The following is a 25,524-nucleotide window of genomic DNA, read 5'->3' as shown; positions in this document are numbered from 1 at the left end:
TTATCGTTTAGGTTCTGTCTGCGACCGCCAGGTTCATCCTAGCTGTAACGTTGTGGACATCGCCGTTGCCTCCGATTTCCGAGGCCTCGAAAACGATGTTCACGTAGTACTCGAAGACGGTGGAACCACAAACCGGCATGGCAAGCGACGTGCGGTTCAGAAGAGCTAACTTCTGAGCTTCAGTAAGGACCGGAACCGATATGGTCGAGGTCGTGCCCGGATCGACTTGCTGAGATACGTTCAGGTAGGAATCGGGGATGTCCGGAGTGGTAGCCGGGTTCACCGGGGTGTACTGGATAGTGATCTTGCTGATGACAAGTTTGAGCGCACCGGTCGTGTATAGCGCGGTGGATTTGAAGTCGACGTCGGTGGTATCGGTGACGATGTTGCCACCAGTAGATACTGAGGCTGAGCAGGTATTCCCGGTCAGAATGTCGGACTCCAACCTGTTTGTCAGGGCGGTGGCGCTCGCGTTTACCGTGGTGAACTCCCCTACTCCTCCACCTACGTCACCGGCCCCACACGAACTGAGGACCGCGATCGCGCACGCACTGCAAAGAAACAAAGCTAACCTTTTAAACATGTGATCTCCTTAAATAACAATCTTCGGCGTAATGAAGATGAGCAGTTCGGTTTTGGTCTTTTGCTTCGAGTTCGACTTGAAAAGCCAGCCAAGAAGCGGAATGTCCGCGAGGAACGGCACGCCCGTGTCGGATTCCGTGTCGCTATCAACGTAGATCCCGCCGATAACGGTGGTGTCACCGTTGGAGACAACGAGCTCGGTAGTGGCCTCTTTCTTGTTAATCGGCGGCGGCGACCCAGTGCCCGGGGAGTTGTTGCTCGCCTTGATCTTCATGCTGACCGAGCCGTCGGCGGTGATGTGCGGCGTGACTTCAAGGGTGAGAGCGGCCTCGACAAACTCGGTCTTGGTCCCCTCAGCAGAAGTGGTCTGGTAAGGGATCGACTGTCCCTGCGAGATCTTCGCTGCCTTGTTGTTCAAGGTCACCACTTTTGGTGTGGAGATAATCTTCACCTGCCCGACGGTGGCAGCAGCTGCAAGTCTCATGTCGAGCTGAACGTTGCTGGTCAGCTTGCCGAAGGACATCCCAAGGCCCAGACCGCCTGACCCGCTCGTCCCTGGGCCTGCCGACGATACGACGCCGCCGAAAGTGGTCTCCATGGAGTTGATGTTCGCCACCGACGCGGAGGCGTCACGGTAAGTGAGCCCCCACTGCACGCCAAGATCGCGGGTGAAGGTGGAGGTTGCCTCAACGATGCGGGCCTCGATCATCACCTGTTTTTCTGGCGCATCAAGGTTTTTCAACAATGCGCGCATCTCGTCGAGGGCGGGCTGGACGTCCCTAACGATGACGCGGCTCGTGCGATCGTCTTTAGTGATGATGCCGCGCTCGCTTTTTAGCATGCCGAACTGGGTGGCTACGTCCCCGACAGAGGCATAGTTCACCTCGAACACTGCAGTCTTAAGCTCCATCATGCGCTCGGCGGCTTTCTTCGCAGCGGCCTCCTCGTCAGCCTGGTTCTGCATCTTGTTGCGCGGCTTGATCTGCACGATGTTCCCCTGCTGCATCATGGCAAGCCCTTTGGAGTCAAGGATGACGTCGAGTGCCTGGTCCCAGGGAACGTTGACCAGCTTGATGCTGATGGTTCCGGTGACATCGTCACCTATGAGGAAGTTCAGGTTACTCACCTCGGCGATGAGCTGGAAGATCTTTCTGATGTCGGCGTCGGAGAACTCGAGAGTGACCCTTCTCCCCTTATAAACCTTCTTAGGGATGCGCTTCTCCGCCGAGGCGGAGATGTCGGTCATCGGCTCTTCGACGCGTGCAGGTGCGGGGGAGGCGGCGAGCTCGGCAGCAGCATCGGTGCCGCCGTGCGCCAGTGCGGGTGCCGCAGGCAGCTTTGCCGGGACTGCGGGACCGGGGTTCACAATATCCCAGGTGAAGACGTCGCCCCTGCGGTTCGTGCTGTACTCGGGGTTGCCGCGCAGCTTGACCGAGATCCTTGTGAGGTACCCTTTCTTTCCTTTCACCTGGTATGGGGTGACCGAGAGCACCGGCGTCCCGAACTTGGAGGTGTCCATGGCGCGCTGCAATTTTTTCGGTACCTGGCAGTCGTTGATGGTGAGGGTAAGCCCCTGTGCGGAGCGCACCGGCTCACCGGGTTCACAGGTGCCGTACAGTTTCATGGTTATGCGGGATACCCCGTCCACAACCCTGAACTCAACAGCCTCGAGCGACCCTTTCACGTTCTTCGAGGGCGGGACATCCGTCTTCATTCTGGTAACGGGAGCGGGAGCCGCAGGTTTTGGTGCTGGTGCCGCTGCGGGAGCTGCGGGAGCTGCCGGCTCGGCCGGTGCTGCTGGTGCGGCCGCGGCTGGGGCCGGAGCTGCAGCGGCAGCCTCAGCTTGTACGGGCCCTTTTGCTTTCAGTTTGATCTTCACGCCGAGATCCGTCTTGACAACCTCGTAGGCGGGCAGCCCCTCCCCTGATGCGTCGAGGACCACACGTACCTTGTCCGGGGTTGACCCCACGCGCGCGTTAGCGACACCGAAGGCGCCTATAGGCACTACGTTCTGTACCAGGGCGTTTTTGACCTTGAAGAGGTCGAGGACGATACGATCCGGCTTGGCGAGCTTGAACGAGTTGAAGGTCTGTACGCCGCCTTGTACAGAGAGTTCCACGCCGTCGGCCACGGTCATGATGGCGTTCAGCTTCTGGCCGTTACTGGCATCAGCCACGGGGGCCTTCGCCACCGGTTTCTCAGCAGGCGGTGCGACAGGTGCCTGTGCGTCGCTTTTTTGCACGGGGGGTGTCGCAGCCGCGGCGTCCGCTACGAGGGTTTTCTCTTCGATGCGCGGCTCCGCGATGGGAGCCTCCTTGACCTCCGGCTGCTCTGGCTTGGCCTCGGCCTCGCGCGGCAGGGTGATCATGAGCTTGCTCTTGTTGGCGGGGTCGGTAGCGACGAAGAAATCGACATCGTGGGTGAGCACCACAGAAACGCGGGTCAGCACACTTCCTCCGACCGGCTGGCGCTCAACATCGATACGCTTCACACTGCCGCGGTTAACCTCGATCGGTGAGGAGACGCCGCCCGGCTCAGTCTGAGAGATATCGACGATGATCTTTGTCGGCTCACCGCTTTTGTAAGAGGTATAGGTGAGAGGCTTGTCGCTGATCAGCTCGACGCTGGAACCGTCGGGGGAGACCGTCACGGAGCGTAGCGTGGCAAAAGCGGTGGCCCCTGCTTGAGCAGGCTCGTTCGCGGCGGTCATCCTCTTGACGCAGCCGGCGGAAACCGTCAACAAGACGATTAGGGCCATGGCATTGAAAAGAATTCTGCTCTGGTACATGGTCATCTGAAACGCTCCTTACCTTTTCTTGGCCAGCGTGAGCACGATGGTTCTACCCTTGCCGCGGCCTGCACCCTTCTCTACGACCTCGACGCTGGAGGGGGTGATCCTGGTGACGCGGCCGTTTCCGTTTCCTACCTGCATCCCGACCTGCACGACGTAACCTTTGCCATTGGGATCTATCAGAAGCGCCCGGTTCTCCCTCATGCCGGCGATGATGCCGGCTACCTTGAACTTGCTCACCTCGAAGCTCTGGATGGGGAGAAGGTCGGCCGCAGGGGATACGCTGGAGCCAGCCGCTGTGGCGGACGGTGCAGGGGTGACCGGTACGATCGCGGGCTTAAAGGGATCCTTCTTGAAGCTAAGAGCCCCGGAACCTTTGACCGCAGACGACAGCTGCTGCTGCACCGGCGCCGCCGGCTTGGGAGCGGGCGGCGGCTGCGCCGGCTTCGGCGCTGGGGCGGGTGGCGCGGCTTCTTCTTTCTTGCAGCCAGGCACAAGCGCCAGCGCAAGCAGCAGCACGACGCTATTTCGGTTTATTCTGGTTGGCTTTCGCATTAGCATTCTGTGCCTCTTTGGGGTCGAGGAAACGGAAGGTGGTGGCCAGGCAGTTCACCTTGAGGCTGGTCCTGCCGCCAACCGGCTTTATGTCTATGAAACTAACGTTTGTGATGTTCACGATACGCGGCAGTTTGCTCACCGCGACGAAGAAGTCCGCAACGTTGAAGAAGGTCCCCGCGACGGCGATATCCACCGGCACCTCAGCATAGAAATCCTTGGGGACTTCGGGCTTTGGCCTGAAAAGGAGGAATTCAAGCCCAGAGCTTTTGCCGACGTTGGAGATGTTCGTCAAAAGCGACGGGATCTCCTTCTGATTCGGCAGCTCGGTCAGGGCGTTGTCCAGATCGCGCTTTAGCTGCTCGTACTCCGCCTTGAAGCGGGGGAGGTTGTTGGCGATGCGACGGTTCTCCGCCACCTGCTTCTGCAGATCCTCGTGCTTTTGCTTCAGCCCCTCCAGCTCCTGTATGCGGGGGCGGTGCAGCCCGTAGTACATGGCCGCCCCCTCGAGGAGCATGAGCAGAATCAAAAGTGCGACCTTCTCCTTGGTCGGGAGCTTCAGCAACTTCTCTATCTGTGGATCCATGGCAATGCCTCTGCTTCAGCGTGATTGTTGGCGCGAGGTCAACACGCGCCTTCCCTGTGCCGGAACCCCGGCCTACGGCTTCTGATCGGCGATCTGGAAGTTCAGATCGAAGCGCTTGTACTTGACTCCGGAGAGTTCCGCCTGTTCCGAGACGGCCAGCTCCACATTTTTGAAGGCGCCGGAGGCCTGCAGGCTCTTCATAAAGATCGCAATGAGGTCCTCGCTAAGGGCACCGCCGCTCACAGAGATCTTGTCGCCGTTCTCGGTGTACTTGGTGAGCCACACCTTATCGGGCACCGACTCGGAAAGTGCAGACAAGCGCGACGCAGGACCGCTTTTGTCCCGACGCAGCCGGTTCAACACGTCCAGCTTCTTCTTCACGTCGGCCTGCAATTTCTTCAGGTTGTCGATCGCGCCGATCTTCGTCTTCAGCGTGGCAAGTTCCGTCTCGGAGCTAGCGATCTCAGTATTCAGGCTGGTTATCTGGCTACGCAGGTAAATCCAGGCGCCCACCCCTACCGCTAAAAGCCCCACTAGGGCGACCACGAGGATGGCGACCTGCTGTCGCATGGTCTCTTTCTTTTTAGACGCCCGTACGGGAAGGAGGTTTATCTTTATCATTTGTCTCCGGCCCTCCTCGTCGCGAGGCCCACCGCAACCGACATAAGCGGGGCGATCTCCTCAAGGTACCTCGGATCAAATTCCTTCTCGTTCACCGACACCTGAGCCAGGGGATTCATCAGCTCGACCGGGAGCGACAGGCGTTGCTGCACCGCTTCCACAAGTTGCAGCGTCTTCGCGCCTCCCCCAGAGAGAAAGACCTTGGTGATGCGTTCCTCGCCGGCGGTGGAGTTGTAGAAGTCAAGGGAGCGGCGCATCTCGAGGGCTATGGTGTCGTTGACCCGCTGCAGCACATCCTTCAGACGGGGATCCGCCGCATCGGCCGCTTGAAGCTTCATCTCCTCGGCCTCGCTACTGCTGATGCCGAACTGCTTCTGAATCTCCTCTGTGTAGAGGTTGCCCCCCATCTGCACGTCGCGAGTGAAAAGGGAGATGCCGTCGCGCACGATGTTCAGGTTGAAGATGCTGGCCCCGATGTTGACGAGCGCCACCACCTGCTCAGGGTCGGCCGGGTAGTTTAGCTCATAGGAGTTTTGCACCGCGAAGGAATCTACGTCCACCACGACCAGCTTGAGTCCGGCCTCAGCGAACACCGAGAGGTAGTCGTTGATGATGTCTTTCTTGCTGGCAACCAAGAGGACGTTCATCTTGGAGGGGTCCTGCTCGTCGGGGGAGAGGATTTGGAAGTCGACGTTAACGTCGTTGATGTCGAAGGGGATGTACTGCTCCGCTTCCCAGTGGATCTGGTCCTCGAGCTCTTCAACTGGCATCACCGGAAGGGAAATCTTCCTGATGATAACCGAGTTGCCGGAGATGGAGCATGCGGCCTCCTTAGCCTTCACCCCGAGGGTGGTGAGAAGCTGTCGGACGGTCTCGACGATGGAAGAGCTGTCCATCAAGGTGTTGTCGACGATGGCCTCCGCGGGAAGCGGCAGGATCCCGATCTTCACCAGATGGTACCCACCCTTGGCCGGGCGCATTTGCACCAGCTTAACTGCACTGGACCCTATGTCGACCCCTACTATGTCCTTCTTCTTGGAGAAAAGCATCGCGTGGTCCTATACCCTAGTCCTGGAATACCTTGTTCTTGTCGGAGAGGGAAAATCCAAGAGCAAGCAGGATCTTGCGCTTGGTCTCCATCCTGCATTCCTCACCCCGTTCGATCCGGTCGATGGTTATCGGTGACACCCCGGCCAGGCGCGCCAGCTCTGCCTTGCTCATCAGGCGCTCTTCCCGCAATTTCTTCACGCTGTTCATGATCATTGATTGGCACCGCTTAAGACAGTCGTAGGAAATTTTGGCATAGATATACGCCAAACTTCACGAAAGTCAACATTTTAATTCAAGTTATACATAATTATATGCCAAAGAAAGGTACTGATCCCACATCGGGAGCGAGACCGCCTCCCGCGAAGTATCAGAATTCTAATGGGCGGGCATGGGAGATGATACCAATAAAAAGGCGAGTTGCAATTTGTAGCAACCCGCCCTTCAAGATCACCTATGGCACTATTTTTGCGCCGCACAGCGGCACCTCGCCGTAAACGGTCAGTACGCGTAGAGCACTGACAACCGCGCCCTTTCACGCGTCTGTCCCTCCCGGCTCCCCTGTACGCCAAGATGGTACATGGCCGGAACGTGTTGTGGACGCACCACTTCATCCTGGGCCGCCACCGCCCCCCCAGCATCGAGGAGGTCGTAACCGCTTCGGTCCGTGTTGCCGGGAACGGTGTCTACGATCTTCGTGGTTACGGTGAATCCCCGCGCCGCAGGAAGGCCAGCGAGCCGGAACGACACATCCGGAGCCGCAGCGGGGTCGTTTGATGCCTGAGCCGCGCTGCAGGCGGTCCAAGAGCCAGGAGACAATGTGAGTTTTTGCCTGAGGCATGCATCAAGTTTGACATGCAGCTCGATCCCGGAGAACTCACGCTCCAAGTCCACGATCGTCGTTTCCGGCTGGAAGAGCCTCGGCATCAGTTCCTGAGTAAAGAGATCGACCGCGCCTCGCGCAGCCGAGAGCGAGCTGTGGTAACGCTTCTGGCTTGCGGAAACCTGCGTGCCAGCAGTGATCATGGTTAGAAGTGCGACGGCGATCACTAGCGACAGCGCGGTCAGCATAAGCGCTGTCACCAAAGCCACCCCTTTTTGTGAACAAAGCCTGCGCATCGCCCCTCCGCGCTACAGGTTTTTCGGCTGCACGACGATGGTGTAGATCTTCCAGTGGTAGTTGCGCCAGCTTGCCCCGAACTTTGCAGTGAGCGCCTGTTCGCTCCAGACATGCCCGACTTCCGGCCGCCCCGGGTCGCCGACAAGAATAACGCTTGAGGGGGCACTCACTGGATACATAAATGATGGATCTCGCTTTCCCTGCTGCGCCATCACATAGACTCTGACCTCTTTCAGCTCCTCGCGCAGCTTCTTTGGAGTCGGGTCATCTTCGCCGGAGGGACCGCTGTTGTCAAAAACATCGTCACCGTTGGTATCAAAGTAGAGGACTACCTGCATGTCTGCGACGCAGTCGAGAAGCGGATATTTTCTGTATTTAGGCGTGACGTCGTGATCGTACACGGCCTTATAGAGGATACCGGTCCCCTTGTTACAGAAGGACGAAATCCTATCTGACCCCTGGTCTATGTAATAATCCGAACGGTTAAAAGGAAATCTTAGATTTGTGTCTGCTACGCCGTAGGCTAGATAAGTATCGGTCTTTTCGCTCGGGGCGAACGTCTTGTCTAAGGGATCCGTAAAATTGATCGCGTAACTCTCGCCGCTTTGATCCGTCACCAGTGATCGACTTGGGCCGTCCGAGAGAACTTCGTTTTTGAGCACGATGACGCGTGGCTTCTTGCTGATGTCCAGTTCGGGAGTGACTCGCGATGGTTTGGTAATTCCGCCGTAGGTGACGTAGCACCAACTGCGGCAGACCGAACGGTCCCCCAGCGGAGTTCCCTTAAGCACGAGGTAATCAGAGCCGTTGAAGCCGACGTTGTCTCCCACCCGGTAGGCGGAGGGAGGATTGTCGTTGTACAGGCTTGGCCTAGCGCCGGGACACCCGCCGCTGCAACTGTTCACAAACTGCCACGCCCCCTCCGCTTCCACATAATTAACCGTATCGGGTACGCTCCATGGTAGGCCGAAACCTGCCAGCTCGACGTCGCTGCGCATCACCTCGAGCCCGATCAGGCCGGCGATGTCGGTCTCGGCACTTTTAGTAAGCTGACTAGAATTTTTCACAATCCTCGTGAAGGAGACACAGATGAGCGTCATCACCACCGAAAAGATCAGCATGGCGACCAGCATCTCGACCAGCGTGTAGCCCTGCTTCGCTCCCCGTCGCATCATTCCCCGACTCTCCTCGTCCTCAGGGCGTAGATCTCGTGACTCGCCGTCTCCCCCTTTGGACTCCAAATAACGCCTACCGTCAGTTTCAAGGTCGTGGTGGTGCTACCCGCCGGCTCCGCCTTTGTCGTCACTTTATAGCTCCAGGGGACTCCACCTACCTTCGTCGTCTCTTCCTTAGTCTCGCCTGACTTCTCCTTGATCTTCTCGAAGGGAAGCCGGGTCCATCCATGCATCTGTTTTTCCGCCACCAGCACCGCTTCTGCGCGAAAGCGGTTCTTCATCCCGTGCTGATAGGCGACGATCACGGCCTGAAGCAGCCCCAAAAGCCCAACAGTCATCACGAGCATGGCCATCAACATCTCCACGAGCGTGAAGCCGCCGTTACTTGAAAGTGATGTTTGGCGAGACGCAGTCATTTGCCATCTCCTTTACTCCAGACCTGATGCTCGTCGCACTTATGACGATGCTGTTCAATGCAGGTTGAGTTCCTTCGATATCGACACAGATAGAGCCCCAACTGTCGGTGAAGCCCGTTTCCTTGAAGTCGACTTCGACTTCTTCCGCAGCCCCGGAGAAGTTTTTCGTGATTGGAAAATTAAGAGACTGCACCATGATGGGATCGACCCCTTCCCTGCGCTCACTGGCCGATGAGTAAACCTCGAACCGATCCCGGTAAAGTTTCACACGGGTTCCCCGGTGTTGGGTGATCGCATTCATCCGGGCCTTCATAAGTTCCGCGAGTATGAGGCGAGTCTGCGCCTCAGCTCTGAAGCTGCGGTCGTAGCGCTGGAACATGAGGGTGCCAAGGGCGATGAGAAGCGATACGGTCGCAACAACCGTTATCATCTCGACGAGCGAAAATCCGCGTGAGGACATTTTTCCCCCAGGAAGATGACCGGGCACCGGCAACGAGGGGCACGGCTAAATTTGAACTCACCAATGTTAGCAAAGGACGGGGGAAAAAAAAGGAGGGAAAACTGAGTCGGCAGGCAAAAAAAAAGGCCCTCCCCATGGGGGAGGGCCGCTTGGCGTGCGAATGCTGTCAGTAGGCGTAAAGGACGGAGAGGACGGCCTTTTCTTTCGGGTTGGTGGCACGCTCCCCTTGCACCTCCAGGCTGTAGAGTGCTGGGTTGTGTTTCGGGGCGATACCGGAGCCGATACCCGCGACCCCCACCCCTGCATCAAGGTAATCGACCCCGGTCGGGTCCGAGTTGCCAGGGACCGTATCAACCACCTTGGCGTAGACCTTGAAATTGGTGTTGGAAGAGAGCCCCTTCAAAGTGAACTGTAGGTCAGGCATGTCCTTCGGGTTCACCGTCCTAGAAAGGCTCCCCCAATCCTCAGTCGCCTTACCCAGCTTCGTTCCTAGGGCCGCTTTGTCTATCACGAGGTTGATGTCACCCATCCCGCCAGCGCCGTAGTCTTTCAAGAGAGGGTTCACGCTGGTGGAGTAGTTGGCGAAAAGCCTCGGGATGAACTCGCGGGTGATGAGCTCGGTGCCGCCGTAGGAGGCTTCCAGCGCGTTGCGGTAGGCCTTCTGGCTCCCGGAGACCCTGGTCTCAAGAAGCAGCATTTGCATCAACCCCGCCACAATCCCAAGGCAGATCAGGGTGAACATCAGTGCCGTCACAAGTGCTATGCCGTCTTCGTTGCCGATCTTTTTCATAAGCGTTCCGTGTCTTACTGTATGAGGTTCTGCGGTCGAACCACTATGGTGTAAAGCTTCCAACGGTAATTACGCCAGTCTCCCCCGATCCTCGCGCTTAGGTCGAAGGTCCTCCCGATCAAAGGGCTCGCGGCACCGCCAAACCTTTCGCCCACGTCCACGGTCTGACTCGGGTAGGAGTAGAAAGAGTCCTTCTTCCCAGTGTGCGCCAGGATGTAGACCCTTATCTCCTTTAGCCTCTCCCGGATGTCCTGCGCGCTGCCGGTCCCCGGCAGGTCCGCCTGATGCAGGTTGACCTCCTTTGAGCCGGCGTCTCCGATCCCATAGACCACCTGCATGTCGGCCACACAGTCAAGAAGCGGTATGGGGCTGAAGCCGCCATTCGCCGCCTGGCTGAGCACAGCCTTATAAAGAACCCCGGTGTGGGGTGCACAGGCAGGAGGCGGGGCGGCGGGCGTCGCAACGTAGTAGTCGGCGCGGTTGAACGGCATCCTGGGCTCAGTCCCCGGGTCCACCCCGTACACTTCAAAGGCGTCACCAGAGGAGTGTGGCAGGGTGAGACTCGTGTACTGGTTCTGTTTGAAATAGGCGGAGAAGTTACCGGTGCTGTCCACCTGCAGCTGCCGGCTCGGGATGCGGTCGATGAAGGTGTTCCTGAGCACGATTACCCGCTCCGTGGCATCGTTGGCGCTCTTAAAATCGCGGCTTGAGTCCCCCCAAACGGTCGTGTGCCTGCCGGTGTCGGTGTAGGTCACGTTTACCGATTTCTTCTGGGTGCCGTCAACAGAGGTCGCCGCGATCAGGGACTTGATCACCAGGTATTGGGAGCCACCGTTGAAGGTGGTAGATCCGCTCTGGACGGCGCGCGGGATGCCGGGCGCGACGCCGGCGTCGTTGTAGATTCGCGGGCTATCACCGGCAGACCAGATGTCGGCAGAGACCGGCCCACCGCTATCCCCGGCGGTCGCCTCGGTGTACTTCGTAGCGGCCGGGGTCGACTGGAAGGCCCAGGGGAGCCCGTATCCCGCGTTTTGCAGGTCGGAGCGGAACATCTCGAGACCTACCACGTTGCCGATATCGGTCTCCATCTGCTTACTCTGCTGCCCCACCTGGGTGAGTACGGTCTTGAAGCCGTTGGAAACCACGATGAGCACGGTGACAAAAATCGCCATGACCACGATGAGTTCCACCAGGGTGTACCCCTTGTTCCGCTCCACCATCGGTAACTCCTGAGCCCCGGTCATGGCTGCGCCACCACTGAAACCACCCGGTTTTGCGAAGTGAGGTTGCGGAAGGCCCACTTGACTACCACGGTCACCTGTCTCGTTGTCGGCTGCAGGGAGCCGTCCCGTGCAAGCACCTGGGAGCTGCGTTCCACCACGTACTGCTTGCTTACCCCCCTCACCTTCCTGTCTACGTTCATGCTCGGATAGGCATCGGTTATGGAGGCGAAGTTCATGCCGCGGAACTCTGCCATGTACTGCTCGCCCACTTTCACCGCCTCGTTGCGCAGCTCGTTCTTCAGGTTGTGCTGCAGGGTCACGTTCACGGTCTCCAGCACACCGAACATACCGACCGAGATGATGATCATCGCGACCATAAGTTCGATGAGGGTAAAGCCGTCGTTATTTTTGATCAATGCTGCTTGGGGCACAGGCGCCTCCTGATCTTCTTTTTCCCATATAGGTGCGCACCGTCGAGATGATGGTGCTGTCCATGTTGCCGGGATTTTCGGCGACGTTGCCGGGTTCCACACAAATGGCGCGTTCGACCGAATTGACCACCCCAGACGCGTCGTAGACGACGGCTCCCGCCCCCGGGCCAATCACCATCGGGAAAGCAAGGTTGACCACCGAAACCGGCGCCACCGTCGTGTCGTTGGTCGCGTAGATGTTAAGGGAACTGCCGACGACCATCACGGCGCGCGGGCTCTTCGTGTACATCGCCTGGAGGCGGACATCGGTGAGAGTCGAGTAGATGCTGCGCACCTGCTCCTCGATTTTGGCCTTCTTCTGCATGGTGCTGAAGCTAAGGCTTCCGATGGTCAAAAGCGTCGCCATGATAGCAACCACTACCACCAGCTCAACGATGGTGAAACCTCTCTCTTTGCTCATCACCGCTCCTGGATATGCATGATGCGCTTCACCGGTTTGTTCCCGCTTTTACTGACGATCGGGAAGGCGTCGGCAGGCGGCTTGCCCGTCATCGGCACGCCGGTGCGCCTTAAAAGCCGTGCGGCGCCGCTACCGAAAGCACTCTGCAAGTCAATCTCCTTAAACTCACCTGTGGAGAGCTGGATGAGCGCCTTGCCCGTGAGCGCCGCATCGCTTGGCCTGCCGCCGGTGTCGTAGCCCACCGCCCAAAGGAACGAGTTCCCGCCGAAGCCGCACGGGTCCGCCGTCGGCATGAAGGAGGTGAGGAACACGGTGCCGTTGGTCAGTGCAACGGCGTCGGTGACGATGCGCTCGGCGCCGAAATCACCGCTTGCCCCGTCGAGGTCAATCTTCCATCCTCCGTCCCCTATGTCGGTGGCGATGCTCGTGGACTGGTCGGTGATCCCAGAGGTCACGGTGGCCTTGCAGGTCTTGTCAATGAGGTTGCCTGGGTTCGCGTCCGTGTTGTAGCAGGGGTCCTTTATGCCGTAGATGCTGCGCTGGTTGGTGAAGTCATCGATATCCTTACCGGCACGGTAGTAGTACCTGCCGGACCCGAAGTAGAGCCAGAGGTGTTTGTTCTTCCTATCCTGCAGCCTGGAGATCGACGTCACCACGGGACCGGTATCACGGACCACCTCACTCCACTCCCAGTTGGCGACGGTGTCGGTCTCCTTAGTCATGATCCTGACCACACCGCCGTCGCTCCAGGTGTTGGTGGTGGTGTTCTTTTTGGTGTAGCCGATGTAGATGGCGTCATCCTGGTAATGTCCATTGGCCGAACTGTTCCAGCGGTCCGCATCGATCGAGCCACCCAGCATGGAACCGGCGAAGGCGTTGGGTATCCCGGTATCGATGGTGCGCAAGAGTTTGCCGGAGCGCAGGTCCACGATGAAGAACTTAAGCGTTTGGCTCGACTGCCCCATGAACTGGCTGTTGATGGTATCGATCTTGCCGGTGGGGCCTGAGCCAAAGACAGCGTACCAGTGCCCGTTTTTGGCCCGATCCCCTACCCTTACGATGGCGGGCCCGGTGGTCGCGTACCCCATTGAGGTATCGTTAAATTCCCACATGAGCGACGGGGTGTTGGGGTCGGTGACATCGAGGGCGAAGTAGGTGGAATAGCCTAACGCCTTTGTGCCGTCGGATGGATCGGCAGCAAGCGGGGTCGCCACGCAAGGGGCCCCGGAGGCGCAACCGGAGGCGCCGCCGATTCCCATTCCGCCAATGAGTATGGTGCGCCAGGTGTTGGCAGCCGGGTCCAGTGCGGTGCCGGCGGCCCCGGTGGTCACCGCGTTGGGCTTCACGCAGTCGTAGTAGGTGGCGGCATCGGAGCACGCCGTGCTGCTACCAATACTCGCATCGAAAAGCAGCGTTGCACCGTCAACATAGTAGAGGTGGCTGTAGTCAGGATCCCCGTAGAATTTAAGGTAAGGGAGCGCCTGTTTCGGGATGTAGGCCCACTGCTCCTCTCCCAGCCCGTCCCCGGAGAGGGTCGCCTTCTGGGTGTTGCTCGCGGTCACGTCGAGAAGCCCCAGTTTGAAGGCGTGCAGCATGCCGTCGTTCGCACCGACGTAAACCGTGCCGCGGCTCTTGTAATCGCTTGAGCCGACGAACGAGGCATAGGAGACGTCGTTGTAGCCGGCCGACGGGACCAGGTTGTACGTGTTCAGCTTTCCAGTCGACTGGATGCGCGGCGTGGAAGAGATGATGTCGCCCAGGCGCCATATGCCGTCGTCCACCGATCCGCTTATGGGGTCCTTGATGGTAACTTTACGCTTGCGGTAAGACGCCATGCCGGTCGCGTCATCCTGGTCGAGACCGTGCACGTAATTGATGAGCCGGGTCGCTTCGCCGGTGCTCACGTTCAGGTACGGCGCAAGGGCTGCCGAGTTATCGGTCTTCGAATCGCCGGTGAAAGTGGAGGAGGAGAAATCGATGAGCGAGGTCCCGTTGATCGAGGTCTTGATCTTCCGGGCTCCGCCTGTAGCCGTAATGTCACGGGCCCAGAGCTGCTTTCCTGCACGCCAGATACTTTTCACGTAGTCGGTGTCTTCCTTCACCTCGGCGGTGTCGCCGATGCCGTCACCGTTGTTGTCGATGGAGGTATAGGCGTACGTTGTGTTGTCGGTGCTGTCGAAGCGGAAGTTAACCACGTGGTCCGCGATGAGATCGAGTACTCGGTTCTGGTCCGTGTCCTCCCTGATAGTGGAGCGGCTGATCTGAGGATCGACGAAGTACCAGAGGTTCTGCATCTCGCCGATCCAGTTTGTCGAGGTCTGGTTATAGAACACCTTCTTCGGGAAGAAGACCGCCTGGAGGATGTTGGCGCCGCTCCCTTCGGAGTTGCTGAGGATCGACGCCGCGGTGCCGGAGGAGGCCTTGGCGGCTATGTTCTGGAAGATGGTGGAAAGCGAGTCACGGAGCTTCTTCGGGTTGTTGGCCTGCTGCAGCGTAGTGCCGCCGTTGCTCGCCGTTTTGCCGAGCAGATTTGCGGCAGAGCAGACGTCGGTGGTGCCGGTGTCCTCGCCGTTGAAGACCACGTAGGTGGTGAAGTAGTCGCGGGGGTAGACCCCGTTTTGGCAGCTCTCACCCGTCGGGCAGTCGGTGTCCTTGGTGCATACGGTCGAGGTGTGACCAGAGCAGTGCAGCGGAGTAACAGCCGAGGTGCTGAAGCTCGCCAGGTTCTGCCGTCTGCCGATCCAGGACATGATCGGCAGGTTGGAGGTGCCGCCATGGTCGACCTCGCCAGAAGGGACCGTGCAGGCCCCGGCGGTGGTGCCGGCCTGGGTGGCGTAGAGGGTGGCGAGGTTGCCCACCGGAGTGTTGCGGTCCGCGGTCGAGCTACCGTCACTCAGAAGAAGCAGGTAGTTCTGCTGGCAACGGTACTCAGAGGGATGCAGCACCTCGTTGAAGTCGCTCGTGTTGATGCGCAGGCCGGTGATCCCGGTGGCGGCGCCGGTGACGCGACTTTTGAGGGTGTTGTCATTCTGCGGGATGGCCGCGAAGTATCCTAGCACGTCATACAGGGTCTCGGCGAGCGGCGTCCAGGAGATGGCCCTGATGTCGTCGATCTTCTTGACCAGCGTGTTGGAGGTGATGTGGTCACCCGCGTCGTCGCGTATGCAGGCCTGCGATGAGCCGGTGCAGTTCATCACCGAGGTGCAGACATCCGTTCCCTTGGTGCCACAGTAGCCGTTGAGACACTTGTTCGGTAAAGAGCATTGGCCGTCGGTAACGCAGGCGGTGGTGGTCATGGTGGCGCACAACCCTTGCCCTACGGGATAGACGATACGGCCGCCGTCAAGATCGCTTGACGAATAATCGCCGCAGTGATTGGCGCTGCCGCAGTCTCGGTCCAAGGTGCAGGACTGGAGCGGGTCAACCGGTGTAGTGCCTGTGCTCCCGACGTAGCAGACCTTCGGAGGCTTCACTCCGGCGACCGTTGTCGTCTCGGACGCGGAGCCGAAGGGGTTAAAGTTGGCAAAGCCCAGCCTGATCTTGCTGGCGAACTCCTGGATGAGCCCGATCGGCTGGCAGATGCCGCCGGTGCAGGCGAACTGTTTGTCCGGATCAATTGAAGCGCAGTCGGTCACCGTGCTGCAGGAAGTGGCGGCGACCCGTGCCCTCATGGTCTGGATCGGCGCACCCAACTGTGCCTCGACACCGATGCCGCTGAGAATCGCAGGCATGTTGTCGGTCAGCGCGGTATCCGAGGGTGAATCCGTCGGGTCGGTGACGGGGGGCGCTGTCATGTCACCGCAGAAGCGGTATTCGGCTTCCTTCATCGCCAGGTAGCTGTTGGCGGCGCCGGTGGCGGTCACCACCCAGTTGCCGTTGGTGTCCTTGGTGAAGAATGTCCCCTCGTAGTTCGTGCCGCACAGAAGGGCCGGGTTGCCGGGACCGATGGCGCTGGGGCCTGAATCGCAGGTCACCGTGCCGTCGGCCGCACAGTCGGTATCGACGGTGCACTGCTTCAGATGGTCGTTGTGGCAGGTCTTGTAGGAAGCGTATATGTCCGGGCACTGATTCAGCACCGTGTTCATGTTCGGGAAGCCGTAACCGTCGGCAGCGGTATGGGTCTCACCGCGGATGGTCCAGCACTCCTGCATAGACTGTTGAAAGCTGACCTTGGTCTTCGTCGCCGCCCCTTGTGCGGTCAGCACGCAGTCGCCTACGTAGTTAGCAACACACGGGCCGTAATCGGCAGCGCTGGTGCTGATGCAGGGGCCCTTGTTCGCGGTGGTCGCAGCGACATAGCCGACGCAGGCCCCGGTCTTCGGCGTGAAGTTGGTGCCGGTCGACTTGAATTTGCAGTCGGTATCGGTGACGCAGGCGTTCCCCGGCGGCGTGTCCTTGCTGCCTGGAGTCGGGGTGTACATGCTCTTACTGGTGGAGCAGGTGCCGTTTTTCGCAGGCACGTCTATTAAACAGTTGGCATCGGTTGAACAGGCGATAGTCGGATCAACGGAGCAGGAGTTCCGCGCAGCCACGCTGCAGGAGGTGGTGTCGCTCAGGCCGGTGCAGGTCTTGTTCAAATATTTCTGGCAGATGTAGGATGAGGTGCTCGCCTTGTTCAGGTAGCAGTCGGAGCTGGTGGCGCAGGCAGGAAACGGCTGAAAGGCAGCCGGTACGGTCCGGCAGGTGCCAGTGGCAGGCGCAGTGCTCGCAAGGCAGGCACTCACATCCTGCTTGATGTCAGCGTTGCCGCCGCTGGCGATCGAGGTGATGGCATCCTGGCAGTTGCTGTAGTTGAAGGCGGCCCCGCCAAAGAGGTTTATATAGGTCTGGCCGCCAGTAGCAGGGGCGGTCGGGTTATACGGGTTGGGTTCGCCGGTGATGGTGTAGGTCACCTCGAGCGAGGTGTTTGGGTCCGGAGTGCCATCGGAGAAGTTGACGAAATTGGAGGCGTTCTGATCCTTCACGAACGGCTGTCCCACGCACCCACGCGACTGGGGCTTGAGCGCTGAGCCGTCGAAGACGCCGCCTGTCAGGATCTGTTTCTCAGTGTCGAGTTTCGAGGCGGTAAGCCAGTTGAGATAGCTTCCTTTCGCCACGAAGGCGACCAGGGATTTTGCCGAGGTGTACTCGAGACACATCTGCCCGGGGAAGGTTTTTGTGGTGTTTGCGGCATTGGTGCCGCAGGAAACGGTGGTCAGGGCATCGGCAAGTGTACTCCCTGCAACGACCCTGAATTCGTCCCCGGTGCCATCGGTTTGCTTCTTGTAATAGTAATAGAACTTGTCCTTGTTGAAGTAGCCGTAATAAGGCTTGGTACTGTCAAAGGTCTGGTCATAGCAGTAAAAGGGCCGGCGGTCGAAGACACTGCAGGTGCCGCCCGGACAGTCGGCATTCTCGGTGCAGACCTTGGCGGAGTTGTTCGAGCAGTGTTTCATCCCCTCGTCGACATAGGCCAAGTCATACATACTGGCCGAGTTGTCGATCATGAGCAGCAGGTTCGGGGGTATGTTGCCGGCAACGAAGGCGGGCTTCACGCAGTACGGCTCGCCCGGCCAGGAAAGCTGCGCATGGGCCGGTAACGCCTGCAGTGCGAAGGACAGCGCGAATAAGGAGGCCGCGGCTAGAACTCTCTTGCTATTTTTCATCAAACACCTCCATCACCAGAGGGGACGTTTATTCCAAATTAAGACCTTCCAGGCTCCCGCACAGGAGGTCGTATCTTTTGCGTCATCGTCAGGTGGGTCGTAATGGGACCGGCTAGCGCAGCAGTTCCCGCATCTCTTCCGCGCTCCGGAATCCGGGCTGTATGCGACCGTCCGGAAGCACGAGGGTCGGCGTCGAGTTGATGCCGTTGGCCCCGGCGAAGCGGATGGTATCATCAATCGGCTTTTTGTCATCCTTATCGGTCGCGGGAGGAAGCGGCTTTCCAGCAAACGACTTATCGAGTAGCTCCATCGAGTTGTGCGACAGGATTACCCGAGACTTGTCGTATGCCTTCGGATGCATCTTGAGCGGGAAGAACTTGATGTAGATGGTGAGATCAGGCTCCATGTCCGCCAGTTTTTTCAGCTCAACGTGAGCCTTAGCGCAGTACGGGCATTCCGGATCGGTGAAGACGTAGAGCTTTTTCTTGCCGTTTGGATTACCGAGCACCAGCGCGTTCTCCGGGGTAAGTGTGGCGGGGTCCAGGTGGTCCTTACGCTCCTGGCGCGCAACCTGCGCCGAGCCTCCCACAGGCTGCCGCGAGGCAAGGTCGAAGACCTGACCGGCGATGATGTGCTTTTTGCCGTAGTCAAGATACGCGACTCCCGTTTGACCTTGCTGTTCGAAGGTGACCTCGTACAGCCCACGTACCGGTGCCGGCTTGACGTCTTTGACCGAGCCGATGTCCTTTAAAAGACCGCTCGCCTCCTGGAGGGTTATCGAATGGCATGATGCGCAATCACCGCTGCAACCTTGCGACATGGCAAAGGCGTGGGAGGAGAAGGAGACGGCTGCTGCAAAGGTAAAGGTAGCGAGAACTTTCCACAACGACATCAGTACACCTCATACGTGATTTTTATTGCCTCGGGGTTGTCAGCAACAACCATGCCTCGAACCGCGCTGCTCGTGACAGTGATCGTTTCAGCGTCAAACCGCACAGTTGCGCAATACCATACCACGGCGACGCGGGGAAGCCTATGCATTTTTTTCATAGCAGCCTCCCCCTGACCCCGCAAAATTTGGCACCATACGGCAGGCTAACCCAGATCGTATTCCTTCAACTTGTACAAAAGAGCGCGATGGCTGATCTCGAGCAGGCGCGCCGCGTGAGTCCGGTTCCCACCGGTCTTTTCAAGGGCGCGCACTATGAGTCGACGCTCCAGCGCCTCGGCTCCTTTCTTGATGGAGAGCGAGTCGGAAAGCTCAGGCAGCGACTGGTCTAAACCCGCCCCGTCGCGCACGACATCCGGGAGTACCGCCAGCCCGAGCGAAGTGCCCTCGCAAAGGACAAGGCCGCGCTCCATGCAGTTCTCGAGCTCCCGCACGTTGCCAGGCCAGCGGTAGCGCAGCAGGGCCTGCAGTGCTTCGGGTGTAGGTCGCACCCCCGGCTTTCCCATCAGCGCACCGTACTTCTGCAGGAAATGCTCGACGAGGAGAGGCACATCCTCAATGCGTCCGCGCAGCGGAGGCAGGGTTAGAGCGAAGACGTTAAGCCGGAAGTAGAGGTCCTCCCGGAACTTTCCGTTGGCGACCTCCTGAACGAGATCGCGGCTTGTCGCAGACACCACCCGCACATCGACCTTCGTGGCAGCCGCCCCGCCTACCCGGCGGATTTCTCCTTCTTGGAGTACGCGTAAAAGTTTCACCTGCAACGGCAGCGGCAGCTCGGCGATCTCGTCCAGGAAAAGAGTCCCGCCATCCGCCTCCTCGAAGAGCCCGACCTTGTCGTAGCTCGCGTCGGTGAAGGCTCCCCTGACGTGGCCAAACAGCTCACTCTCAAGAAGGGATGCCGGTATGGCACCGCAGTTGACGGCAACAAAGTGGCCTTGTCTGCGCGAGCCGCAGTTGTGCAGAGCACGGGCTATGAGTTCCTTGCCGGTACCAGATTCGCCCTGGATGAGGACCGTGGTCTTGTGCTCCGAGAGTTTTTTCACGAGCTGCATGATCTCGGACATCCGTGCGTTGCGGGTGATGATTTCCGAAAAGGTGCTGCCGCGCCCCACCTCTTCGCGCAGACGACGGTTTTCGTCCTTCAGGCGTTCGCGTTCCTCCGCCTTTTTAAGGACTAGTGCGACCTCGTCGCTGTTGAATGGCTTGGAAATGTAGTCGTAGGCACCAAGCTTCATGCAGTCGATGGCGTCATCAACGGTACCGTAAGCAGACATCATGATCACCGTGGCACCAACGCCAGCTTTTGTGCAGGCGGTGAGAAAGCTTTTGCCGTCCATGACCGGCATGCGGATGTCGCAGAGGATGAAGGAGTAGTCCCCTTCGCGCGCCTTGGCAAGGGCGTCGGCGCCGTCCGGCGCCTGCTCCACCAGGTAGCCCTGCTTCTTGAGGAGAACCTGCAGCATGTGGCGTAGGTTTTCCTCGTCATCCACAACAAGGATTTTCTTCTTCTCGGTCAAATGCAGCTCCTTCTCTTTTCTGTCTGACTGGTCCGACTGGGCCGACAGCCCACAGCCAGCCGCCCCCTACCCTGTCGCCCCTGCCTTCGCCGGTAGGGTCAGGGCAAAGCGGCTCCCCTTCCCCTGCTCGCTCTGCGCCTCAAGCTTTCCACCGCAGGATTCGGCGATGCGGGCGGCGATGGCCAAACCGAGCCCAGTGCCTTTCCCGGGCTCCTTCGTGGTGAAGAACGGATCGAAAACCTTGCCGAGATGTTCGGGGGGCATGCCATGACCACTGTCGATCACCTCGACGACCACATCGGCTCCGCGAAGGCTTCCCTTTAGCCAGAGCTTTCCTCCCTGCGGCATGGCATCTCTAGCATTCATGATCAGGTTTATGAGCAGTTGCTCCAACTGGTGAGGATCGGCGTTCACGCAGGGAAGTTCAGCCGCTATCTCCACGGACACCTCCAGGTGTTTCAGCACCCCCTGAGCGGAAAGAAGCTCAACCACCTTTTCGATCAGTCCGCCGATCATCACCTCTTCGCGCTGCGCGTCTTTGGGGCGGGCGTAATCCAAAAGCCCCCGGACGATCCGGTCGATCCGTTGGGACTCCTCGGTGATGCGCCGCAGGAAGTCGGCCTTTTCAGGGTCCGCGGCAAGATCCTCGCTGAGGATCGCGCTGTACCCCATGATTGCCGCAAGCGGAGTACCGATTTCGTGCGCCATCCCCGCCGCAAGAAGCCCCACCGAGGCCATCTTCTCAGAACGGACCGCCTCGCTGCGCGCTTCGACCAGCTCCTTGTTGGCCCAGGTCAGCGCAGCGACCTTTTCCTCGACCTCAACCCTCTTCTCCCTGAGTGCCACGAGCATGCTATTGAAGGACTCAGAAAGCTCTGCAACCTCCGCACTCCCGGCTACGTTGACGGAAACGCCCAGATCTCCGGCGGTGATCCTCCGCGTGGCCTGGAGGAGTTTCTTGAATGGAGAGACAACGGTGCGGGAGAGCAGGTAGGAACCTAGCACCAGCAGCAGCAGGAAATCGAGGGCGAAGTAGGCGAGAAAAAGACGGCGCGACGAGGAGAGCCGCTCCTGTGCGGGGCGAAGCGAAAGTGTAAGCCGGGCAGCGCCGACGATCTTCCCCTGCTCGACGATCGCAGAGTATAGGCGACAAGTGGCATGATCGGGAGCGATTTGAAAAAGCGAGCGGCCGCTGTTCAGCACGCTGAGAAGACTGTCGTCCACCGCACTGCCGGCGGGGTACGCATAGAGGCGTCGCCAGGCGTCATCCACCACGAGCAGCCCTTCGAAGCTTCCGTCCTGCCTCAGCTGCTCAAGATACCGTGCCACGCCGCTACCCGGGTCGGGAGGGGCCAAGGGGCGCGGCAGAACGGAGACAATGGCACCCAGAAGAAGCCGAGTGTCTTCCCCTTTCTGGGTCAGCAGGTCTTTTTCTGCAGTCTTGAACGAAATTAGCGAGAGGAGTAGCCAGGTGAGCACGAGCAGCAGGCTCACGGCGGAGAGGATGTAGAAGGTGAGGCTGAAACGGAGAGGTTTCATGGCAGCCGCGCTCACCCTCCCATGTTCAGGTACCAGTTGATGATGCGGCGGCCGTAGAAGATGTAGAGGACAGCGGCGCTAGCCAGGAACGGCCCGAAGGGGATGGCGAGGGTGGAGTCTTTCTTCTTTATCGCCATCAGAGTGACGCCAATCACGGAGCCAAGTAGCGACGAGACGAAGATGATGAAGAGAATCGATTTCCATCCCAGAAAGGCGCCCATCATGGCCAGAAGTTTAATATCGCCCCCACCCATGCCGTCCTTCTTGGCTACGGCCTGGTAGATCCAGGCAATAAGGAGCAGGCTTCCGCCGCCGGCAACTATACCGATCAGGGAGTTGAGCCAGCCGAGACTCGGGATGAAAAAGGAGACGAGAAAACCAGTGACGATGCCGGGGAGCGAGATCGCATCAGGGATAATCTGGTGCTCGAGGTCAATGAAGGTTATCACGACGAGAGCAGAGCAGAACACGAATAGGATGATGAAGTAGAAAGCAGGCCGCCCCATTACCTCCAGCGGTGCCATCTCCAGGAAAGCTGGCGGGAAGAATTTGACGAAAAGGGCAAGCGATAAAAGCCCGTTCAGAGCCTCGACGAGAGGGTACTGGATCGAGATGTGGGTCCCGCAGGAGCGGCACTTGCCGCCAAGTGCCAGGTAGCTAAGGATCGGGATGTTGTCGTACCAGCGGATTTGGTAGTCGCACTTAGGGCAGTGCGACGGCGGCGACACCACCGACTCGCCATGCGGCATCCGACAGATGCAGACGTTCAAAAAGGAGCCGACCACGGCCCCAGATAGGAAAGCGAAAAAGGCGTAGAGAATGTAAGGAGTCAATGCTACCTCTTGGGGGCAATCCGTTATCGGACCAGTCTTACTTGTCTGACTGGTCCGACAAAAGGGTAATTGCTACTTCAATCTCTGGATCTTCTCCAGGCTCTCCTCGAGGAGCTTCTTCTTGTTCTCGAACTCGGCGATCTTCTCGCGCTCCTTCTCGACCACGTCGGCCGGCGCGCGCTCTACGAAGCTAGGGTTGGTGAGCTTCTTGGACAGGAACTCGATGTCCTTCTCGATCTTTGCGATCTCCTTGCCGAGGCGCTTCTCCTCTTCCTCGACGTTCACGAGCCCTTTAAGCGGAACGATGATCTCGACGTCACCTGCCACCTGCAGCGAGGCCTCGGCGGGACGCTCGATCCCCTGACCGATGGCGAGATCGGAAAGGCGCGCAAGGCTCATCACGTAGACTTCGTTCTTCTTCAAAAGCGCGAGGCTCGCCTCGGACTTGCAGTCGAGTATGGCGGCGATCTGCTTGCTCGGGGCCACTTCCATCTCGCCCCTGATGTTCCGGATCCCCTTGATGACTTCCATGACCAGCTCCATCTCGGAGGCGGCCGCGGCGTAGCCCTGCCACTCCTCGCACGGGGTCGGGAAGTCGGAGATCATGATGGAGTCGGCCGCGCCGTCCTTCTTCGGAAGCGCCTGCCAGATCTCCTCGGTGATGAACGGCATGAACGGGTGCAGAAGGCGCAGGAGGTTCTCGAGCACGAGCCAGAGCACGTACTTGGTCGCCGCCTGACGCTCGGCGTCCCCTTTGTAGAGGTCGTCCTTAGCGAGTTCGATGTACCAGTCGCAGAACTCACTCCAGGTGAAGCGGTACAGCTCGTTTGCCGCCTCGTTGAAGCGGAACCCTTCGAGGGCGGAGTCGACCGAGGCAGCCGCCTCGTTCAGGCGGAAAAGGATCCAGCGGTCGGCGTTGGAGAGCTTGAGCGACGCGACATCGACCTGGTTCGGATCGAAACCTTCCAGGTTCATCATGGCGAAGCGCGAGGCGTTCCAGATCTTGTTGGCGAAGTTGCGGTACCCGGCGATCCTCTCCTCGGCAAGCTTGATGTCGCGCCCTTGCGCCGCGAAGGCGGCCAGGGTGAAGCGGAAGGCGTCGGTACCGTAGGCATCGATCACGGTGAGCGGGTCGATGACGTTCCCTTTCGACTTGGACATCTTCTGTCCCTGCGCGTCGCGCACGAGGGCGTGGATGTAGACGTCGGTGAAGGGTACCTCGTCCATGAAGTGCAGCCCCATCATCATCATGCGGGCGACCCAGAAGAAGAGGATGTCGAAACCGGTGACGAGGCAGGAGGTCGGGTAGAATGCGGCGAGTTCCGGGGTCTTATCCGGCCATCCCATGGTGGAGAAGGGCCAAAGCGCCGAGGAGAACCAGGTGTCGAGCACGTCGGTCTCCTGGCGGATCTCATCGGAGCCGCACTGGCTGCACGAAGTCGGGTCTTCCTTGGCCACGGTGATGTGGCCGCAGTGGTCGCAGTACCAGGCGGGGATGCGGTGCCCCCACCAGATCTGGCGCGAGATGCACCAGTCTCGGATGTTCTCCATCCAGTCGTAGTAGGTGTTTTCCCACTGCTGCGGCACGATCTTGGTGCGGCCGTCCTTGACGGCGCCAAGCGCACGCTCCGCGAGCGGTCCAACCTTCACGTACCACTGCAGCGACATGTACGGCTCGACGACGGTCTTGCAGCGGTAGCAGCCACCCACGGAGAGGCCGTGGTCCTGGATCTTTTCGAGGAGCCCGGCTGCCTCGAGGTCCGCCACCACCTGCTTTCTCGCGGCGAAGCGGTCCATCCCCTCGTACTGCTTGCCGGCAGCGTTCACCACGCCGGACTCGTCGAAGACGTTTATGCGGTCGAGGTTGTGCCGAAGGCCCATCTCGAAGTCGTTGAAGTCGTGGGCCGGGGTGATCTTCACGACGCCGGTGCCGAACTCGCGGTCGACGTAGTCGTCGGCGATGACCGGGATTTCGCGGTTCACGAGCGGAAGCATGACCATCTTGCCGATCAGGTGGCTGTAGCGCTCGTCCTCGGGGTGTACCGCGACGGCGGTGTCGCCCAGCATGGTTTCGGGACGGGTGGTGGCGACGATGACATGCTCGTCGGTGCCCACCACCGGGTAGCGCAGATGCCACAGGTGCCCCGCCTTCTCCTCGTGCTCGACCTCGATATCGGAAAGCGCTGTGTGGCAGCGCGGGCACCAGTTGATCAGGCGGTTATCGCGGTAGATGAGCTTCTCTTCGTACAGGCGCACGAAGACCTCGCGCACCGCCTTAGAAAGACCGGCATCCATGGTGAAGCGCTCGCGCTCCCAATCGCAGGAGGCGCCCAGGCGCTTCAACTGGCCGATGATCTGCCCGCCGGATTCACCCTTCCACTGCCAGACGCGCTCGATGAAGGCCTCGCGGCCAAGCTCGAAGCGATCCTTTCCCTCGGCGGCCAGCTGACGCTCGACCACGTTCTGGGTAGCGATACCGGCATGGTCCGTGCCCGGCATCCAGAGCACGTTGTAGCCGCTCATCCTCTTCCAGCGGCACAGGATGTCCTGCAGGGTATTGTTCAGGGCGTGCCCCATGTGGAGGACGCCGGTGATGTTCGGCGGGGGGATGACGATGGAGTAACCCGGCTTGTCGGACGGGACGGAGGCATGGAAGTAACCCTTCCCTTCCCACTCCTGGTACCACTTCTGCTCAACGCTTTTCGGCTCGTAAACCTTTTCCAGCTCTTTGTTTGCCATCTGATTACCTCTTCAGGAAAATGCTCTAGCAGGGCTCACCCCGCA

Annotated in this window: 21 protein-coding genes; all 21 read right to left on the bottom strand. The window is 59.4% G+C overall.

Going from position 1 to position 25,524, the window contains the following annotated elements:
* Positions 1-7 precede the first annotated feature (7 nt).
* Positions 8-583, bottom strand: a complete 576-nt coding sequence (locus E8K79_RS07860; protein ID WP_136514257.1) for a hypothetical protein — start codon at positions 581-583, stop codon at positions 8-10.
* A 9-nt stretch (positions 584-592) separates the two neighbouring features.
* Entirely contained in the window at positions 593-3,376 is a 2,784-nt protein-coding gene (gene pilQ / locus E8K79_RS07855; protein ID WP_136514256.1) for a type IV pilus secretin family protein, read from the bottom strand.
* Between the two features lie 12 nt (positions 3,377-3,388).
* Entirely contained in the window at positions 3,389-3,928 is a 540-nt protein-coding gene (locus E8K79_RS07850; RefSeq protein ID WP_136514255.1) for a pilus assembly protein PilP, read from the bottom strand.
* The gene (locus tag E8K79_RS07845) at positions 3,897-4,514 is read right to left on the bottom strand and encodes a type IV pilus inner membrane component PilO (protein WP_136514254.1); all 618 of its coding nucleotides are present in this window, start codon (positions 4,512-4,514) and stop codon (positions 3,897-3,899) included. Before E8K79_RS07845 ends, E8K79_RS07850 begins: the two co-directional genes overlap by 32 nt.
* Before the next feature lie 72 nt (positions 4,515-4,586).
* Positions 4,587-5,135: a PilN domain-containing protein gene (locus E8K79_RS07840; RefSeq protein ID WP_136514253.1), complete on the bottom strand. Its 549-nt coding sequence runs from the start codon at positions 5,133-5,135 to the stop codon at positions 4,587-4,589.
* Positions 5,132-6,184 (bottom strand): type IV pilus biogenesis protein PilM, encoded by a 1,053-nt coding sequence (gene pilM / locus E8K79_RS07835; protein WP_136514252.1) that lies wholly within the window; start codon positions 6,182-6,184, stop codon positions 5,132-5,134. Before pilM ends, E8K79_RS07840 begins: the two co-directional genes overlap by 4 nt.
* A gap of 16 nt (positions 6,185-6,200) precedes the next feature.
* Complete coding sequence (locus E8K79_RS07830; RefSeq protein WP_129127701.1) at positions 6,201-6,398, bottom strand: helix-turn-helix transcriptional regulator; 198 nt, start codon at positions 6,396-6,398, stop codon at positions 6,201-6,203.
* 285 nt (positions 6,399-6,683) lie between these two features.
* Entirely contained in the window at positions 6,684-7,265 is a 582-nt protein-coding gene (locus tag E8K79_RS07825) for a pilus assembly protein PilX (RefSeq protein WP_246043762.1), read from the bottom strand.
* A gap of 48 nt (positions 7,266-7,313) precedes the next feature.
* The gene (locus E8K79_RS07820) at positions 7,314-8,477 is read right to left on the bottom strand and encodes a PilW family protein (protein WP_136514250.1); all 1,164 of its coding nucleotides are present in this window, start codon (positions 8,475-8,477) and stop codon (positions 7,314-7,316) included.
* Complete coding sequence (locus E8K79_RS07815) at positions 8,474-8,893, bottom strand: type IV pilus modification PilV family protein (RefSeq protein ID WP_136514249.1); 420 nt, start codon at positions 8,891-8,893, stop codon at positions 8,474-8,476. The genes E8K79_RS07820 and E8K79_RS07815 overlap by 4 nt, the downstream gene beginning before the upstream one ends.
* A complete protein-coding gene (locus tag E8K79_RS07810; RefSeq protein WP_136514248.1) occupies positions 8,859-9,353 on the bottom strand; it encodes a pilus assembly FimT family protein in 495 nt (164 codons plus the stop codon). The genes E8K79_RS07815 and E8K79_RS07810 overlap by 35 nt, the downstream gene beginning before the upstream one ends.
* Before the next feature lie 166 nt (positions 9,354-9,519).
* On the bottom strand, positions 9,520-10,143 hold the full coding sequence (locus E8K79_RS07805) for a pilus assembly PilX N-terminal domain-containing protein (RefSeq protein ID WP_136514247.1): 624 nt from the start codon (positions 10,141-10,143) through the stop codon (positions 9,520-9,522).
* Positions 10,144-10,157: 14 nt separating this feature from the next.
* Complete coding sequence (locus E8K79_RS07800) at positions 10,158-11,363, bottom strand: prepilin-type N-terminal cleavage/methylation domain-containing protein (protein WP_136514246.1); 1,206 nt, start codon at positions 11,361-11,363, stop codon at positions 10,158-10,160.
* Between the two features lie 20 nt (positions 11,364-11,383).
* Complete coding sequence (locus tag E8K79_RS07795) at positions 11,384-11,797, bottom strand: type IV pilus modification PilV family protein (RefSeq protein ID WP_136514245.1); 414 nt, start codon at positions 11,795-11,797, stop codon at positions 11,384-11,386.
* Positions 11,769-12,257 (bottom strand): type II secretion system protein, encoded by a 489-nt coding sequence (locus E8K79_RS07790; RefSeq protein WP_136514244.1) that lies wholly within the window; start codon positions 12,255-12,257, stop codon positions 11,769-11,771. The genes E8K79_RS07795 and E8K79_RS07790 overlap by 29 nt, the downstream gene beginning before the upstream one ends.
* Positions 12,257-17,902, bottom strand: a complete 5,646-nt coding sequence (locus E8K79_RS07785) for a pilus assembly protein (RefSeq protein WP_246043761.1) — start codon at positions 17,900-17,902, stop codon at positions 12,257-12,259. Before E8K79_RS07785 ends, E8K79_RS07790 begins: the two co-directional genes overlap by 1 nt.
* Before the next feature lie 112 nt (positions 17,903-18,014).
* Positions 18,015-18,794 (bottom strand): DsbC family protein, encoded by a 780-nt coding sequence (locus E8K79_RS07780; RefSeq protein WP_136514243.1) that lies wholly within the window; start codon positions 18,792-18,794, stop codon positions 18,015-18,017.
* Positions 18,795-18,997: 203 nt separating this feature from the next.
* Entirely contained in the window at positions 18,998-20,368 is a 1,371-nt protein-coding gene (locus tag E8K79_RS07775; protein ID WP_136514242.1) for a sigma-54-dependent transcriptional regulator, read from the bottom strand.
* Between the two features lie 66 nt (positions 20,369-20,434).
* The gene (locus tag E8K79_RS07770; RefSeq protein WP_136514241.1) at positions 20,435-21,907 is read right to left on the bottom strand and encodes a sensor histidine kinase; all 1,473 of its coding nucleotides are present in this window, start codon (positions 21,905-21,907) and stop codon (positions 20,435-20,437) included.
* 11 nt (positions 21,908-21,918) lie between these two features.
* Positions 21,919-22,740, bottom strand: coding sequence for a prepilin peptidase (locus tag E8K79_RS07765; RefSeq protein ID WP_136514240.1), 822 nt, complete (start codon positions 22,738-22,740; stop codon positions 21,919-21,921).
* 72 nt (positions 22,741-22,812) lie between these two features.
* Entirely contained in the window at positions 22,813-25,479 is a 2,667-nt protein-coding gene (locus E8K79_RS07760) for a valine--tRNA ligase (protein ID WP_136514239.1), read from the bottom strand.
* Positions 25,480-25,524 lie beyond the last annotated feature (45 nt).

Source organism: Geomonas edaphica, from assembly GCF_004917075.1.
Classification (GTDB): Bacteria; Desulfobacterota; Desulfuromonadia; order Geobacterales; family Geobacteraceae; genus Geomonas; species Geomonas edaphica.
This window is presented reverse-complemented; position numbering and strand designations above follow the sequence as displayed.

What these genes read in the sequence shown, in the direction of transcription:
- E8K79_RS07860 (WP_136514257.1), bottom strand. Translation starts at nt 583, where the DNA reads ATGTTTAAAAGGTTAGCTTTGTTTCTTTGCAGTGCGTGCGCGATCGCG.
- pilQ (WP_136514256.1), bottom strand. Translation starts at nt 3,376, where the DNA reads ATGACCATGTACCAGAGCAGAATTCTTTTCAATGCCATGGCCCTAATC.
- E8K79_RS07850 (WP_136514255.1), bottom strand. Translation starts at nt 3,928, where the DNA reads ATGCGAAAGCCAACCAGAATAAACCGAAATAGCGTCGTGCTGCTGCTT.
- E8K79_RS07845 (WP_136514254.1), bottom strand. Translation starts at nt 4,514, where the DNA reads ATGGATCCACAGATAGAGAAGTTGCTGAAGCTCCCGACCAAGGAGAAG.
- E8K79_RS07840 (WP_136514253.1), bottom strand. Translation starts at nt 5,135, where the DNA reads ATGATAAAGATAAACCTCCTTCCCGTACGGGCGTCTAAAAAGAAAGAG.
- pilM (WP_136514252.1), bottom strand. Translation starts at nt 6,184, where the DNA reads ATGCTTTTCTCCAAGAAGAAGGACATAGTAGGGGTCGACATAGGGTCC.
- E8K79_RS07830 (WP_129127701.1), bottom strand. Translation starts at nt 6,398, where the DNA reads ATGATCATGAACAGCGTGAAGAAATTGCGGGAAGAGCGCCTGATGAGC.
- E8K79_RS07820 (WP_136514250.1), bottom strand. Translation starts at nt 8,477, where the DNA reads ATGATGCGACGGGGAGCGAAGCAGGGCTACACGCTGGTCGAGATGCTG.
- E8K79_RS07815 (WP_136514249.1), bottom strand. Translation starts at nt 8,893, where the DNA reads ATGACTGCGTCTCGCCAAACATCACTTTCAAGTAACGGCGGCTTCACG.
- E8K79_RS07810 (WP_136514248.1), bottom strand. Translation starts at nt 9,353, where the DNA reads ATGTCCTCACGCGGATTTTCGCTCGTCGAGATGATAACGGTTGTTGCG.
- E8K79_RS07805 (WP_136514247.1), bottom strand. Translation starts at nt 10,143, where the DNA reads ATGAAAAAGATCGGCAACGAAGACGGCATAGCACTTGTGACGGCACTG.
- E8K79_RS07800 (WP_136514246.1), bottom strand. Translation starts at nt 11,363, where the DNA reads ATGGTGGAGCGGAACAAGGGGTACACCCTGGTGGAACTCATCGTGGTC.
- E8K79_RS07790 (WP_136514244.1), bottom strand. Translation starts at nt 12,257, where the DNA reads ATGAGCAAAGAGAGAGGTTTCACCATCGTTGAGCTGGTGGTAGTGGTT.
- E8K79_RS07785 (WP_246043761.1), bottom strand. Translation starts at nt 17,902, where the DNA reads ATGAAAAATAGCAAGAGAGTTCTAGCCGCGGCCTCCTTATTCGCGCTG.
- E8K79_RS07780 (WP_136514243.1), bottom strand. Translation starts at nt 18,794, where the DNA reads ATGTCGTTGTGGAAAGTTCTCGCTACCTTTACCTTTGCAGCAGCCGTC.
- E8K79_RS07770 (WP_136514241.1), bottom strand. Translation starts at nt 21,907, where the DNA reads ATGAAACCTCTCCGTTTCAGCCTCACCTTCTACATCCTCTCCGCCGTG.
- E8K79_RS07760 (WP_136514239.1), bottom strand. Translation starts at nt 25,479, where the DNA reads ATGGCAAACAAAGAGCTGGAAAAGGTTTACGAGCCGAAAAGCGTTGAG.